Raw genomic sequence first — 12,729 nt, forward strand, 5'->3', positions numbered from 1 at the left:
ACTACATCTGTGTGACCACTCGCAGGGGTGCGTCGTGCGGAGGTCGACATGCGAACCCGGGTGCGCGGCTGGCGCTGGCGGCGCAATCCGCTCAGGCGCCGGTCGGACGTCGTCGAGGCCTGGACGGTGCTGGCCGCCGCCGTGCTGATGCTGCTGGGTGCCCCGCTGGTCGGCGCGCTCGTGGGCTGGTGGGCCCATGACGACGCCCGGGCCGTTGCGGCCGAGCAGCGCTCCGAACGCCACCGGGTCCGCGCCGAGGTCGTCGGCAGGGTCCCGGACTCGCCGCCCGCGGTCCAGGCCGGCCGGGAGCGCTCCTACCGGGTGACGGTGCGCTGGACGCAGGCCGAGGGCGGCACGAGGACGGCCACCGCCCGGGTTCCGTCGGGTACCGACCAGGGCGAGAAGGTCGACGTGTGGTTCGACGCCGAGGGCCGCAGCGTCGCTCCGCCGCCGGACGAGACCGCTGTCTGGCAGCACACCCTGGCGATGGGGGCCTGCGGCGCGGGAGCCACGATCGCGGTGATCCTCCTCGGCCACTCGCTGGTCCGCGGAGCGGCGATGCGCCACCGGCTCGCCGAGTGGGAACGGGACTGGGCCCTCACCGAACCGCAGTGGACCCGCCGCCGGGCCTGAACGCCGCCGGACGCCGGTGATCCAAAGGCCTGGCGATTCGTCCGACCACACACGTACGGTGTGATCATCCGGCACTGTTCTTTCGCGAAGGCGGTCCTACATGGCCCTGTTCGACCTCCCCCTCGACGAGCTGCGCGACTACCGCAGCGAGTCCACCGAGCCCGAGGACTTCGACGCGTTCTGGTCCAAGACCCTTCAGGAGGCCCGCGCGCACGACCTGGACGCCCGCTTCGAACTCGTCGACACGGGCCTGTCCACGGTGAAGGTGTACGACGTGACGTTCGCCGGGTTCGGCGGCCACCCGGTCAAGGGCTGGTTCACGATCCCCGCCGAGGTCTCGGCGCCGGTGCCGGTGGTCGTGGAGTTCATCGGATACGGCGGCGGCCGCGGCCTGCCGCACCAGCATCTGCTGTGGGCGTCGACGGGCCGGGCGCACTTCGTGATGGACACCCGCGGTCAGGGCAGCGCCTGGGGCGGCGGTGGCGGCACCGCGGACCCGGTGGCCGGCGCGCCGGCGTACCCCGGGTTCATGACGCGGGGCATCGACGCCCCCGAGAACTACTACTACCGCCGGGTGTTCACCGACGGCGTGCGTGCGGTGGAGGCGGCCCGTTCGCACCCGCTGACCGACCCGGCGCGCACGGTCGTGCTCGGCGGCAGCCAGGGCGGGGGCATCTCCATCGCGGTCGGCGGCCTGGTGCCCGACCTGGCGGCGGTCGCTCCGGACGTGCCGTTCCTGTGCGACTTCCCGCGCGCGGCGACCCTGACGGACCGTCACCCGTACCGGGAGATAGGCCTGTACCTCAAGACGCACCGCGGCCGCTCCGAGGACGTCCTGCGCACCCTCGCCTACTTCGACGGCGTGCACTTCGCGAGCCGCGGCCGCACCCCGGCGCTCTTCTCGGCGGCCCTCGAGGACCAGACCTGCCCGCCCTCCACCGTCTTCGCCGCCTTCAACGCCTGGGGCCACGACGACAAGGCGATCGAGGTCTACGACTTCAACGACCACGAGGGCGGCGGCCCCTACCAGGAGGCGGCGAAGCTGCGCTGGCTGCGTTCGTACGCCTGAGTCCGGCCGAAGTCCTCTCCGGGAGTCCGCCGGGAACCTTCCCTCCGGTCCGACCAGTCGGTATGTTCACGGCACCCGGGTCGCGGTGCCGCGGTCCGGGCTTCCGGCGACGACGGAGGACCCATGTCCGAGTACCGGCCGACTGTTCACGGCCACTGCGACGAGCGCTTCACGGCGGTACGGGCGGCGTTCGAGGAGAACTTCCGGGACCGTGCCGAGCTCGGCGCCGCGGTGAGCGTCACGGTCGACGGTGAGACGGTCGTGGACCTGTGGGGCGGCTGGGCCGACGCGGCCCGCACCCGCCCCTGGGAGCGCGACACGCTGGTCAACGTGTGGTCCACGACGAAGGGCCCGACGGCCCTGTGCGCCCACATCCTCGCCGACCGGGGCCTGCTCGACTTCGACGCGCCGGTGGCCGCCTACTGGCCGGAGTTCGCCGCGGCGGGCAAGGAGCGGGTCCTGGTACGGCACCTGCTCTCGCACCGGGCCGGGCTGTCCGGACTGCGCGAGCCGCACTCCCTCGCCGAGCTCTTCGACTGGGAGCTGACGACACGGCGGCTCGCGGCGACGGAGCCCTGGTGGGAGCCGGGCACGGTCTCCGGGTACCACGCCTTCACCTACGGCTTCCTGGTCGGCGAGGTCGTCCGGCGGGTCTCGGGTCTGCTCCCGGGCGCCTTCCTGGAGCGTGAGGTGACAGGGCCGCTGGGCATCGACTTCACCGTCGGACTGCCGGAGAAGGAGGCCGGGCGCGCGGCCGAGCTGGTGCATCCGCCGGCCGTGTCGACCAGCGAACAGGCGGCGGTCTTCGCCCAGTTGGCACCTGCGGCCATCGCCGCCCTCACCAACCCGGTGGCGGGCGCCGCGGAGGCGAACACGCCCGAGTGGCGGGCCGCCGAGATCCCCGCCGCGAACGGCCACGGCACGGCCCGGGCCGTCACCGCGCTCTACGGGATCTTCGCGGGCCGCGGTTCCCACGACGGCCACCGCGTCCTGTCCCCCGAGGCCGCCGAGCGGGTCCGTGAGAGCCAGGGCAAGTGCCGTGACCTGGTGCTGGGCGCGGGGCTCGACAGTGAGACGGAGCTCGGGCTCGGACTGTGGCTCAGCGGCCCGAACGGCTCGTACGGCCCCAACCCCCGGGCCTTCGGCCACGACGGCTTCGGCGGGTCGTGCGGGCTGGCCGATCCGGAGGCCGGGGTCGCGCTGGGCTATGTGATGAACCGGATGGGTCCGCACATCGCCGACGATCCGCGGAAGATGGCGCTGGTCGACGCCTTGTACAGCGCCCTGTGACGGTGGGCCGGGCAGCCGAAGGACCTGGCAGGTGTCCGGGGCCGTGCAAGTCGGACATCCGCACCGGCTACACCGGCCGCCTCGCCACGACCATCCGGACCCGCGGGCTGCCGTCCCGGCGCACGCCGAACTCCGGCAGGGCGTGCAGTTCCACCCGGAGCCCGGCCCATTCCAGTTCCCGTCGCACGTCCGCGAGCCGGAAGGCCCGGTAGTACATGACGAACGGCGGCCGCCACAGGGCGTTGCGCACGCGCATCACGGCGTCGAAGCCGAGGAGCATCCAGTAGGCGGGAGTCGACGGACGGGGTGGGGCGACGACCGGGAAGGCGAAGCAGCCGCCCGGCCGGAGCACCTCGCGGGCCTGGGCGAACAGGCCGGGCAGCTCGCGCGGCAGGAAGTGGCCGAAGGCCCCGAAGCTCACGACGAGGTCGAAGGAGGCGGGGGCGAACGGCAGGGCGCGCGCGTCACCCCGTACCCAGGACACGCGCGGCCCCCTGGACCGTGTCCGCCTGCGGGCCACGTCGAGCATGCCGGCGCTGAAGTCGACCCCGGTCACGCTGTCCCGGCAGACCCGCGTCAGCACCCGGGCCCCGGCCCCGGTGCCGCAGCACAGGTCGAGCCCCGCGTCGAAGGGGCCCATCCGGCGCAGCGCGGACGCGACGGCGTCGAGCACCGGGTCGGGCGTACGGAAGGGGGTGTGGTCGAACTTGGTGGCGAGCAGGTCGTAGCCGCGCTCGACGGACGACAGCGCCTGGACCGTGAGTTCGCGGAGGCTGGGGCCTTCTGGGCTGAACATCCGCGTCAGCTTAGGGGAGCACGGCGTTTGAGGACGGCAAGAGCGCGCTCGCACCAGCGGACGGTCTCCGTTTCGAGGGCGATTCCGCCCATGAGCGTGAGGTACGGGCCGATCCGTTCGGTCTCCGCGAGGTACTGCTCCTCGGTGCGGCCGTCGAGGAATCTCTCCCTGACCCGTTGGTAACGGGCGAGTTTGGCGCCGGCCCACGCCATGCGCTCCTCGAGCAGCTCCCAGGTGACCTCGGGTTCGACGGTGTCCATGGCCTGGATCTTGATCAGGAACTCGTCGCGGAGGGCGGCCGGCCTGCGGGGCGGTTCGGCGGCGAAGGCGCTCAGCTCGTGCCGGCCGGTCTCGGTGAGCGTGAACAGCCGTTTGTTCGGCCTGCGTTCCTGCTGCACCACGCGCGCCTCGATCAGCCCCTCTCCCGCCAGTCGCTCCAGCTCGCGATAGAGCTGCTGAGGTGTCGCGGGCCAGAAGTTCGCCAGGGAGACGTCGAAGACCTTGGACAGTTCGTAGCCCGAGGCCTCGCCCTCCAGCAGGGCGGCCAGGACGGCGTACTTGAGCGACATATGGACAGGCTAGCAGCGGGTGATTAATCTACTCCACACCTACTCAATAAATTGATTATGGAGGCTCGATGCGAGCGTTCCGAGAAGCGGTGGAAGCGGGCGACCTCGGGGCTGTCGAGGCACTGCTCGCCGAGGACGTGGTCTTCACGAGTCCGGTGGTGTTCAAGCCGTACGAGGGCAGGACCATCACGGCGGCGATCCTGGGCGCGGTCGTCAAGGTCTTCGAGGACTTCCGCTATGTCAGCGAGCTCAGCAGCGAGGACGGCCGCGATCACGCGCTGGTGTTCGCGACCCGGGTCGGCGAACGGGCGCTGGACGGCTGCGACTTCATCCATCTCGACGACCACGGCCTGATCGACCGTTTGATGGTGATGGTCCGTCCGCTGTCGGGCGCGCAGGCTCTCGCGGCGGCCATGGGGGCGCAGTTCGAGGAGATCGCGAAGGAGGCGGAGGCGAGGGCGGGGTCCGCCTCCTGACTCCGGGTGGTGCGGGGGCCAACGGGCCCGCGATGGTCGTCGCGCGGTGGGGCCCGGCGGCGGCCCCCGGTCAGCCTCCGAGGCGGAGGCCGGCCGGCCGCACATCCGGTGCCGCGGCGGGGCGGGGCTCGCGCAGCAGTGCGGCCAGGGCGCGACGGAGCCGGCCGGCGGGGCAGGTGAGCGGGCGAGCGGTCATCGGGGCCTCCGGTGTCGTGGTGTTGTCCTCGCCCCACCGACGAACGGCTCCTGGGCGGATCGACACTCCGCGAGCCGCTTGTGCAGAAACCTCCGCTCCGCGTCGTTCTCCACCAGCTCCAGCGCCCGCTCGTACGCCAGGGCCGCCTCCGTCGTACGGCCGCTGCGGCGCAGCAGGTCGGCGCGGGTGGCCGGGAGCAGGTGGTAGCCGCTCAGCTCGCCCTCCCGCTCCAGCTCCGCGACCAGTGCCAGGCCCGCGTCGGGGCCCTCGGCCATGCCGACGGCGACCGCCCGGTTGAGGCGGACCACGGGCGAGGGCACGATGCGCACCAACTCGCCGTACAGCGCGGCGACATCGGCCCAGTCGGTGTCCCGCGCCGTCGCGGCCGTGGTGTGGCAGGCGGCGATGGCGGCCTGGATCTGGTACGGCCCGGGACGGCCGCGCCGCAGTGCCCTCTCCAGCAGGGCGGCGCCCTCCTCCGCCTCCGCGTGGTCCCACGCCGTGCGGTCCTGGTCCTCCAGCGTCACCAGTTCGCCGTCCGCGTCCACCCGGGTCCCGCGGCGGGCGTCGTGCAGGAGGAGCAGCGCGAGCAGGCCGAGGGCCTCGGGCTCGTCGGGCATGAGGCGGGCCAGGACACGGGCCAGCCGGATGCCCTCCGCGCACAGGTTCCGTCGTACGAGATCGGCGCCCGAGGTGGCCGCGTACCCCTCGTTGAACAGCAGGTAGATCACGCCGAGCACCCCGGTCGTGCGCTCGGGCAGGAGGTGGGCGGGCGGTACGCGGTAGGGGATGCCGGCGTTGCGGATCTTCTTCTTGGCGCGCACCAGGCGCTGCGCCATGGTCGCCTCGGGGACGAGGAAGGCGCGGGCGATCTCGGGTGTGGTCAGTCCGGCGAGGGTGCGCAGGGTCAGGGCAACCCTGGCCTCGATGTGCAGCGCCGGGTGGCAGCAGGTGAAGATCAGGCGCAGCCGGTCGTCCTGGACCCCGCCGTCGTCGTACGGCTCCTCGGGCGCCGTGAGCATCGCCGCCTCCCGTAGTTTCCGCGCCCCGACGGCCTCCCGGCGCAGCACGTCCATGGCCCGGTGGCGGGCGGTCGTGGTCAGCCAGGCGCCGGGGCGGCGCGGGACGCCGTCGCGCCGCCACCGGTCGAGGGCCTGGGCGAAGGCGTCCTGCGCGCACTCCTCGGCGAGGTCCCAGTCGCCGGTCACCCGGATCAGGGTGGCGACGACCTGGCCCCACTCCTCGCGGAAGGCGGCGGCGACGGCTTCCTGCGGCGTCACTCCCACACGGGCCGCACTTCCACCGAACCGCCGCCGAGCGCCGCCGGATGCCGGGAGGCGAGGGAGATTGCCTCGTCCAGGTCGGCGACCTCGATGATGTCGATGCCCGCGATGTACTCCTTCGACTCGATGAACGGGCCGTCGGTGAGCAGGACCTCGTCGCCCTGGACACGCACGGTGGTGGCGTCGGAGGCGGGGCGCAGCCGGGCGCCGCCCTTGACGAGGCCGCGGCCGCGGACCTCCCCGATGTAGGAGGTGAAGCGGGGGTCCTCGGCGACCTCGGCGGGGCTGAGTTCCTCGCCGGCGACGGGAGTGCAGATCAGCAGGGCGTACTTCATGACGTGGCCTCCGTGACGTGCTGGTGGGCGATCAGCCAGTGCGGACCGGGGTTGCGGTAGCCGGTGGTGACGCGCAGCAGCCTGCCGTCGGTACGGACGAGGGCGTGACCGAAGGCGACGCTCTCGTCGACGTGGATCCGGAACTCCAGGACCTCGCGGACGACCGGCTCGCCGGAGGTCTCGGCGAGGGCTTTGCGGAGCTCCTCCACGCCCCTGTGGTGCCGGCCCTCGGCCACGATCTCCGCGTCCTGTGCGTAGCAGGCGAGAGTCCGTTCGACGTCCCCCGTGCGGGCCGCCTCCGTCAGTTCGGTGTCGAGGCGGCGGATCTGCCCCTCGGCGTCCTCGTCCTCCCAGAACGGCCGCACCTCCATGGCGCCGATCGTCGCCACGGGGTGCTTCGCGGCCGCCTCGACCGCCTCCTCCAGGCTGTCGCACTCCAGGATGTCGAAGCCGGCGACGTACTCCTTGGTCTCCGCGAACGGCCCGTCGGTGCGCAGCACCTCGCCGCCGCGCACCCGCACGGTGACCGCGTCGGCGGGCAGGGCGAGCCGGTGCCCGTGCAGACGTACACGGCGGTCGCCGAGCTCCTCGACCCAGGGTTCGACGGGGGCCGTCCCCGAGGCGTCGTTGGTGTCGTCGCCGCAGACGAGCAGCATGTACTTCATGGATCCTCCCGGTCCTCATGAGCTTCCTACACCCACCCGACGAACGGGGCCGGCCCGAATCGACACGGGCGCACGGAAAAAGGTGCGGTTCGCGATTGGATGGGCTCATGACGTCCGACGAGCACGCGCGGCTGATGCGGGTCAACCAGGCCAACTGGGACGCCCGCACCCCCGTCCACCTCGCCAGCCGGTTCTACGGCCTCGACGAGGACCTCGATCCCGAGCGCTGGTTCGCCCCCTTCGAGTGGGAGGACCTCGGCCCGCTGGCCGGCCGTGACGTGCTGCACCTCCAGTGCCATCTCGGCACGGAGACGGTGGCCCTCGCGCGTCGTGGGGCCCGGGCGGTGGGCCTCGACTTCTCGGCGGCCTCCGTCGCGGCCGCTCAGGGCATCGCGGCGCGGGCCGGTACGGACGTCGAGTATGTGCGGGCGAATGTGTACGACGCCGTCGAGGCCCTGCGGGGACGGCAGTTCGACGTGGTGTACACCGGCAAGGGCGCCCTGTGCTATCTCCCCGACCTGGCGCGGTGGGCGGAGGTCGTCGCTCGACTCCTGCGCCCCGGCGGGACGTTGTACGTGGTCGAGTTCCATCCGCTGCCCAACTCCCTGGGCCCGAAGCCCGCTCCGGACGAAGGACCCGAGCTGCTGTTGCGCCACGACTACCTGGGCGGCGACGGCCCCGTCCGCCGGGACGCGACGCACACCTACACCGACGGACCGGCCGTCGACGGTGCCACGGAGAGCTTCGAGTGGATGCACGGAATAGGAGAGGTCGTCAACGCGTTGACCGGTGCGGGACTGAGTGTGCGCGGGCTGCGCGAGAGCGATGAGCTGCCGTGGCCGCGCTGGCCGCGGATGACCCGCACGGCGTCCGGCTGGTGGCGGCTTCCCGAGCCGCGGATCCCCCTTCTCTACGGACTCCTCGCCACGCGCTGAACCTCCGTGGTACCGTCCAGCTAGCACTTGTGTACGCCCGTTCGAGGGCGCCGGTGCCAGTTCTCTCTCAGATCGCCGGTCGACCGGCCGGCTTCTCAGCACCACCTCACTCACAGCGGTTCCGCCGTACCCGAGGTGTTGTTTCCCGCCGCCCGAAGGCGCTGTCCGCCTTCCCCGCGCGGCTTCTCCCCTTCCTTCCGCATGTCTCATGCACCTGCCGTCCGTGAAAGGACCCACCATCATGACCACCACACTCGAAAACCCTCCCGTACAGCAGCAGACCCCGGTGCGCGCCGTCACCGGCGTCCTCGACATCGACGCCGGCGGGAAGGGTCACCTGCGCGCCGCGAGTCTGCTGTCCTCGCCCTCCGACCTCCAGGTCTCCCCCGCCCTGATCCGCAGGTTCGGCCTGCGCAAGGGAGACGTCGTCGACGGGGTGCGCGGCGCCCAGCGCGCCCTCACCGAGGTCGCCCGCGTCAACGGCCGTACGCCCGGCGGGAACCGCCGTCACTTCCGTGACCTCACCCCGCTGCACCCGCGTGAGCGGATCCGGCTCGAACACCCCGCGGCCGCGCTGACCGGCCGGGTCGCCGATCTGATCGCACCCGTCGGCAAGGGGCAGCGCGGGCTGATCGTGGCCCCGCCCAAGACCGGCAAGACCGTGCTGCTCCAGCAGATCGCGGCCGCCGTCGCCGGCAACCACCCCGAGTGCCGCCTGATGGTGGTGCTGCTCGACGAACGCCCCGAGGAGGTCACCGACATGCGGCGCTCGGTGCACGGCGAGGTGTACGCCTCGACGTTCGACCGCACGCCCAAGGAGCACATCGCGCTCGCCGAGCTGGTGATCGAGCGGGCCAAGCGGCTCGTCGAGGCCGGCGAGGACGTGGTGATCCTGCTCGACTCGCTGACCCGGCTGTGCCGGGCCCACAACAACGCGGCCCCCGGCAACGGCCGCACCCTCAGCGGCGGTGTCGACGCGACCGCGCTGATCGGGCCGAAGAAGTTCTTCGGCGCCGCCCGGCTCGCCGAGGAGGGCGGCTCGCTGACCATCCTCGCCACCGCCCTGGTGGAGACCGGCTCCCGCGCGGACGACTTCTACTTCGAGGAGCTCAAGAGCACCGGCAACATGGAGCTGCGCCTGGACCGCGAACTCGCCTCCCGGCGCGTCTTCCCGGCCGTCGCGATCAACCCGTCGGGCACCCGCCGCGAGGAACTCCTGCTGTCTCCGGCGGAGTTGACCGCCGTACGGGGACTGCGGCGGGTTCTGCAGAGCGGAGACGGCCAGGGCAACCTGGAGACGCTTCTCCAGCGGATGCGCGAGACCCCGGACAACGCGACGTTCCTGCGGCGGATCCAGCCGACGCTGCCCTCCGGCTAGCCCAGCCGAAGCGCCTGCCACTCCTGTTCACCGAGGGTGAGGAGCCGGTCGAGTTCGGCCCGGTCCGGTGCCGTGGGCACGTCGCCGCCGGTGGCCAGGGCGGCGGCGGCCATCAGATGGCCGAGGCGCAGGGCGACCGCCACCTCTGCGCCTTCGAGGTGGGCCGCGAGGTATCCGGCCGCGAAGGCGTCCCCCGCGCCCACGCGTTCGACGATCCGTGACTCGGGTGCGGCCACGAACACCTCCCCGCCGTCGGCGGTGTACGCCGTGGCACCGTGTTCCGCGTCCTTGACGACGATGACGGCGGCCGGGGCGAGCAGGTCGCGGATCTCCTCCGGCTTGGCCGTGCCCCAGAGGGTCTCCGCCTCGTCCCGTCCGACGAAGACGATGTCGGCGCTGCGGGCCGGTTCCAGCAGGGCCGTCGCCGGGTCCCGGTGTCTCCACAGGGCCGGGCGGTGGTTGACGTCGAAGGAGACGGTCGCACCCGGCACGGCCCTGCGGACCACGAGCTCCGCGACCAGCTCCGCGCAGCTGTCCGAGAGGGCCATGGTGATGCCGCTGAGGTGCAGCAGCGGGGCGTGGCACGCCTTCGCGAGGCCGGGGCCCATGCGGGTGGCCGCGGAGCCCCTGCGGTAGTAGTACGTGCCGGTGCCCATCGTGCCGGGGTCCTTGAAGTACACGCCGGTCGGGCGGTCCGGGTCGGTCTCGACACCGCGGACGTCGACCCCACGGCCTCGCAGGTCCGCCAGGACGCGCCGGCCGAGCGGATCGTCGCCGACCCGGCTCACCCAGGCCACGCGGTGGCCCAGGGCGGCGAGCCCGCAGGCCACGTTGGACTCGGCGCCGCCGACCTCCAGGCGCAGGACGTGCTGCCGTTCCAGCGGCTCCTGTCCGGGCGGGACGAGGACGGCCATGGTCTCGCCGAGGCAGACGACCTCCGTGGCCTCGCGAGCCCTCACGTGTCGAGCACCCGGTGCAGGAACTGCTGGGTGCGTGCCTCGGCGGGGCTGCCGAACACCTGCTCCGGCGTGCCCTGTTCGAGCACGACCCCGCCGTCCATGAAGACGACCCGGTCGGCGGTGTCCCGCGCGAACCGCATCTCGTGGGTGACGACGACCATCGTCATGCCCTCCTCGGCGAGCGAGCGCATGACACCGGTGACCTCGCCGACGAGCTCGGGGTCGAGGGCGGAGGTCGGCTCGTCGAAGAACATGATCGCCGGGTCCATGGCGAGCGCACGGGCGATGGCGACCCGCTGCTGCTGCCCGCCGGAGAGCTGCGCGGGGTAGGAGTCCGCCTTGTCGGCGAGACCCACCCGCGCCAGCGCGGCCCGCCCACGCTCCTCGGCCTCCGCCCTGGCCAGCTTGCGCACCTTGGACAGCGCGAGGGTCACGTTGCCCAGCGCGGTCTTGTGCGGGAACAGGTTGAACTGCTGGAAGACCATGCCGACCTGGCCGAAGATCTCCGGCGCGCGCTTGCGGTCGTGCAGCGGCACGTCCTTCACCCACACCTCGCCGCTGTCGGCGCGCTCCAGGTCGCACATGATCCGCAGCAGGGTGGACTTGCCGGAGCCGCTGGCCCCGATGAGGACGACAACCTCACCGGGCTCGACCTCGATGTCGACACCCTTGAGGACCTCCAGGTCCCCGAAGCTCTTGTGCACGGCGGAAAGGGAGACGCGGGCGCTCGCGACCCCCCGGTCCGTGGTCGTGGTCGTCATGCGGTGACAGCCTTTCTCTCCATCCGCCGTACCAGGACCGACAGCGGATAGCAGATGACGAAGTAGAGGACGGCGACGGCGAGATACGACGACGTCGGGTCGCCCACGCGGTCGATGACGGCCTGGCCCTGGCGGACGAGTTCGACGTAGCCGATGACCACCGCGATCGAGGTGTCCTTGATCAGGGAGAGGTACTGGCCGACCAGCGGCGGCAGCACGATCGCCCGGGTCTGCGGCAGGATCACCCCGCCGAAGGTCTGCGTCCGGCTCAGACCGAGCACCCGGGAGGCCTCCCACTGACCGCGCGGGACGGCCTCGATGCCGGCGCGGAAGACCTCCGCGATGTAGGCGCCCTGATAGAGGGTGAGGGCGAGCAGGGCCGCGCCGAAGACGCTGATGGCGAACCCGCTCAGATAAGCCGCTCCGAAGTAGATGAAGAGCATCTGGATCAGCAGCGGCGTCCCGCGGAACACCTCCAGGTAGCCGCGGGCGACTTGGGCGAGGACCGGGATGCGGCTGGTGCGTACGGCCGCGACCAGCAGGCCGACGAGCGTGCCGGTGGCGATGGCCGCGAGGGACAGCAGCACGGTGGCCCACAGCCCGTCGAGGTACAGGGCACGGTTGGACCAGATGACCGACCAGTCCATCAGGCCTCCTTACGACGAGGGAGCGCGGGCACCAGTCGGCGTACGGCGTCCAGCGGCCTCGGACGTACGGCGGCGGGGCGCAGCGGCGGCTTGAAGGCCACCCGGCCGACGAGTCCGGCCGCGAGCACGACCAGGTTGGTCAGGATCAGGTAGCACACCGCGGCGATGCCGAAGACCTGGACCGTCAGCAGGGTTCGGGAGTTGATGACCATGGCCGTGCCGGTGAGTTCGGGGACGGAGATCGCCGACAGCAGCGACGAGCCGAGGATGATCTGCACGAGCTGGTTGATCACGGCCGGGTAGACGTTGCGCAGCGCCTGTGGCAGCACCACGTGGACGAAGGTGCGGGCGGGGCCGAGGGCCAGGACCCGGGCCGCCTCGCGCTGGCCGCCGGGCACGGCCTGGATGCCGGCTCGGAAGATCTCGGTGAGGTAGGCGCCGACGTTGACGCCGAGGGCGAGGACGCCGGCCTCCACGGGGCTGAGCCTGAGCCCCGCGGAGGGCAGGGCGAAGTAGGCGACGAACATCTGGAGCAGGACGGGGGTGTTGCGGAGGACCTCGACGTAGACGGCGGCCGGGGCCCGCAGAACCAGGTGACGGGATCTGCGGGCGGCGGCGCCGAGCAGGCCGAGGGCACACGCGAGGGCGAAGGCCTCCAGCGACAGGCGCAGCGTCAGCCAGGCCGCGTCGAGGTAGGTGGGCCAGTCCCGCAGGGCGTACTCCCAGTCGGTGAGCAT

General features: G+C 72.2%; 16 protein-coding genes. 6 read left to right on the forward strand and 10 right to left on the reverse strand.

Annotation, left to right across the window (positions count from 1 at the left end; genetic code table 11):
• Positions 1–48 precede the first annotated feature (48 nt).
• The 3 genes from ACFYZ8_RS08635 (at position 49) to ACFYZ8_RS08645 (ending at position 2,992) form a co-directional block, all read left to right on the forward strand.
• Complete coding sequence (locus ACFYZ8_RS08635) at positions 49–633, forward strand: DUF3592 domain-containing protein (RefSeq protein ID WP_388531257.1); 585 nt, start codon at positions 49–51, stop codon at positions 631–633.
• Between the two features lie 100 nt (positions 634–733).
• The gene (locus tag ACFYZ8_RS08640) at positions 734–1,702 is read left to right on the forward strand and encodes an acetylxylan esterase (RefSeq protein WP_359036969.1); all 969 of its coding nucleotides are present in this window, start codon (positions 734–736) and stop codon (positions 1,700–1,702) included.
• Positions 1,703–1,825: 123 nt separating this feature from the next.
• Positions 1,826–2,992 (forward strand): serine hydrolase domain-containing protein, encoded by a 1,167-nt coding sequence (locus ACFYZ8_RS08645; protein WP_388531254.1) that lies wholly within the window; start codon positions 1,826–1,828, stop codon positions 2,990–2,992.
• Between the two features lie 67 nt (positions 2,993–3,059).
• Here the strand turns inward: ACFYZ8_RS08645 and ACFYZ8_RS08650 are convergent, their stop codons facing one another.
• Both ACFYZ8_RS08650 and ACFYZ8_RS08655 read right to left on the reverse strand, forming a co-directional pair.
• A complete protein-coding gene (locus tag ACFYZ8_RS08650; protein WP_388531251.1) occupies positions 3,060–3,788 on the reverse strand; it encodes a class I SAM-dependent methyltransferase in 729 nt (242 codons plus the stop codon).
• A gap of 5 nt (positions 3,789–3,793) precedes the next feature.
• Positions 3,794–4,357 (reverse strand): PadR family transcriptional regulator, encoded by a 564-nt coding sequence (locus tag ACFYZ8_RS08655; protein ID WP_388531248.1) that lies wholly within the window; start codon positions 4,355–4,357, stop codon positions 3,794–3,796.
• A gap of 68 nt (positions 4,358–4,425) precedes the next feature.
• Here ACFYZ8_RS08655 and ACFYZ8_RS08660 point away from each other — a divergent pair, with 68 nt between their 5' ends.
• Positions 4,426–4,833, forward strand: coding sequence for a nuclear transport factor 2 family protein (locus ACFYZ8_RS08660; RefSeq protein ID WP_388531245.1), 408 nt, complete (start codon positions 4,426–4,428; stop codon positions 4,831–4,833).
• A 70-nt stretch (positions 4,834–4,903) separates the two neighbouring features.
• Here ACFYZ8_RS08660 and ACFYZ8_RS08665 read toward each other — a convergent pair whose 3' ends face one another.
• The 4 genes from ACFYZ8_RS08665 to ACFYZ8_RS08680 are packed head-to-tail and all read right to left on the reverse strand — an operon-like array spanning position 4,904 to position 7,312.
• Entirely contained in the window at positions 4,904–5,029 is a 126-nt protein-coding gene (locus ACFYZ8_RS08665) for a hypothetical protein (RefSeq protein WP_388531243.1), read from the reverse strand.
• A complete protein-coding gene (locus tag ACFYZ8_RS08670) occupies positions 5,026–6,309 on the reverse strand; it encodes an RNA polymerase sigma factor (RefSeq protein ID WP_388531240.1) in 1,284 nt (427 codons plus the stop codon). The genes ACFYZ8_RS08665 and ACFYZ8_RS08670 overlap by 4 nt, the downstream gene beginning before the upstream one ends.
• Positions 6,306–6,647, reverse strand: a complete 342-nt coding sequence (locus tag ACFYZ8_RS08675; protein WP_388531237.1) for a YciI family protein — start codon at positions 6,645–6,647, stop codon at positions 6,306–6,308. Before ACFYZ8_RS08675 ends, ACFYZ8_RS08670 begins: the two co-directional genes overlap by 4 nt.
• On the reverse strand, positions 6,644–7,312 hold the full coding sequence (locus tag ACFYZ8_RS08680) for a YciI family protein (RefSeq protein ID WP_388531234.1): 669 nt from the start codon (positions 7,310–7,312) through the stop codon (positions 6,644–6,646). Before ACFYZ8_RS08680 ends, ACFYZ8_RS08675 begins: the two co-directional genes overlap by 4 nt.
• Positions 7,313–7,419: 107 nt before the next feature.
• On the opposite strand from ACFYZ8_RS08680, the gene ACFYZ8_RS08685 reads away from it, so the two are divergent.
• Together ACFYZ8_RS08685 and rho are read left to right on the forward strand one after the other, a co-directional pair.
• Complete coding sequence (locus tag ACFYZ8_RS08685) at positions 7,420–8,247, forward strand: class I SAM-dependent methyltransferase (RefSeq protein WP_388531231.1); 828 nt, start codon at positions 7,420–7,422, stop codon at positions 8,245–8,247.
• 241 nt (positions 8,248–8,488) lie between these two features.
• Positions 8,489–9,625, forward strand: coding sequence for a transcription termination factor Rho (rho, locus tag ACFYZ8_RS08690; RefSeq protein ID WP_388531228.1), 1,137 nt, complete (start codon positions 8,489–8,491; stop codon positions 9,623–9,625).
• On the opposite strand, the gene ACFYZ8_RS08695 is transcribed toward rho, so the two are convergent.
• The 4 genes from ACFYZ8_RS08695 to ACFYZ8_RS08710 are packed head-to-tail and all read right to left on the reverse strand — an operon-like array spanning position 9,622 to position 12,729.
• On the reverse strand, positions 9,622–10,584 hold the full coding sequence (locus ACFYZ8_RS08695; RefSeq protein ID WP_388531225.1) for a sugar kinase: 963 nt from the start codon (positions 10,582–10,584) through the stop codon (positions 9,622–9,624). The two genes, rho and ACFYZ8_RS08695, sit on opposite strands and share 4 nt — an antisense overlap.
• On the reverse strand, positions 10,581–11,345 hold the full coding sequence (locus tag ACFYZ8_RS08700; protein ID WP_388531222.1) for an amino acid ABC transporter ATP-binding protein: 765 nt from the start codon (positions 11,343–11,345) through the stop codon (positions 10,581–10,583). The genes ACFYZ8_RS08695 and ACFYZ8_RS08700 overlap by 4 nt, the downstream gene beginning before the upstream one ends.
• Positions 11,342–11,992 (reverse strand): amino acid ABC transporter permease, encoded by a 651-nt coding sequence (locus ACFYZ8_RS08705; RefSeq protein ID WP_388531219.1) that lies wholly within the window; start codon positions 11,990–11,992, stop codon positions 11,342–11,344. The genes ACFYZ8_RS08700 and ACFYZ8_RS08705 overlap by 4 nt, the downstream gene beginning before the upstream one ends.
• Positions 11,992–12,729 carry an amino acid ABC transporter permease gene (locus ACFYZ8_RS08710; protein ID WP_388531217.1) on the reverse strand — a complete coding sequence of 246 codons (738 nt, stop codon included), beginning with the start codon at positions 12,727–12,729 and terminating at the stop codon, positions 11,992–11,994. Before ACFYZ8_RS08710 ends, ACFYZ8_RS08705 begins: the two co-directional genes overlap by 1 nt.

The sequence above is a fragment of the Streptomyces sp. NPDC001668 genome, from assembly GCF_042893155.1.
Lineage (GTDB): Bacteria > Actinomycetota > Actinomycetes > Streptomycetales > Streptomycetaceae > Streptomyces.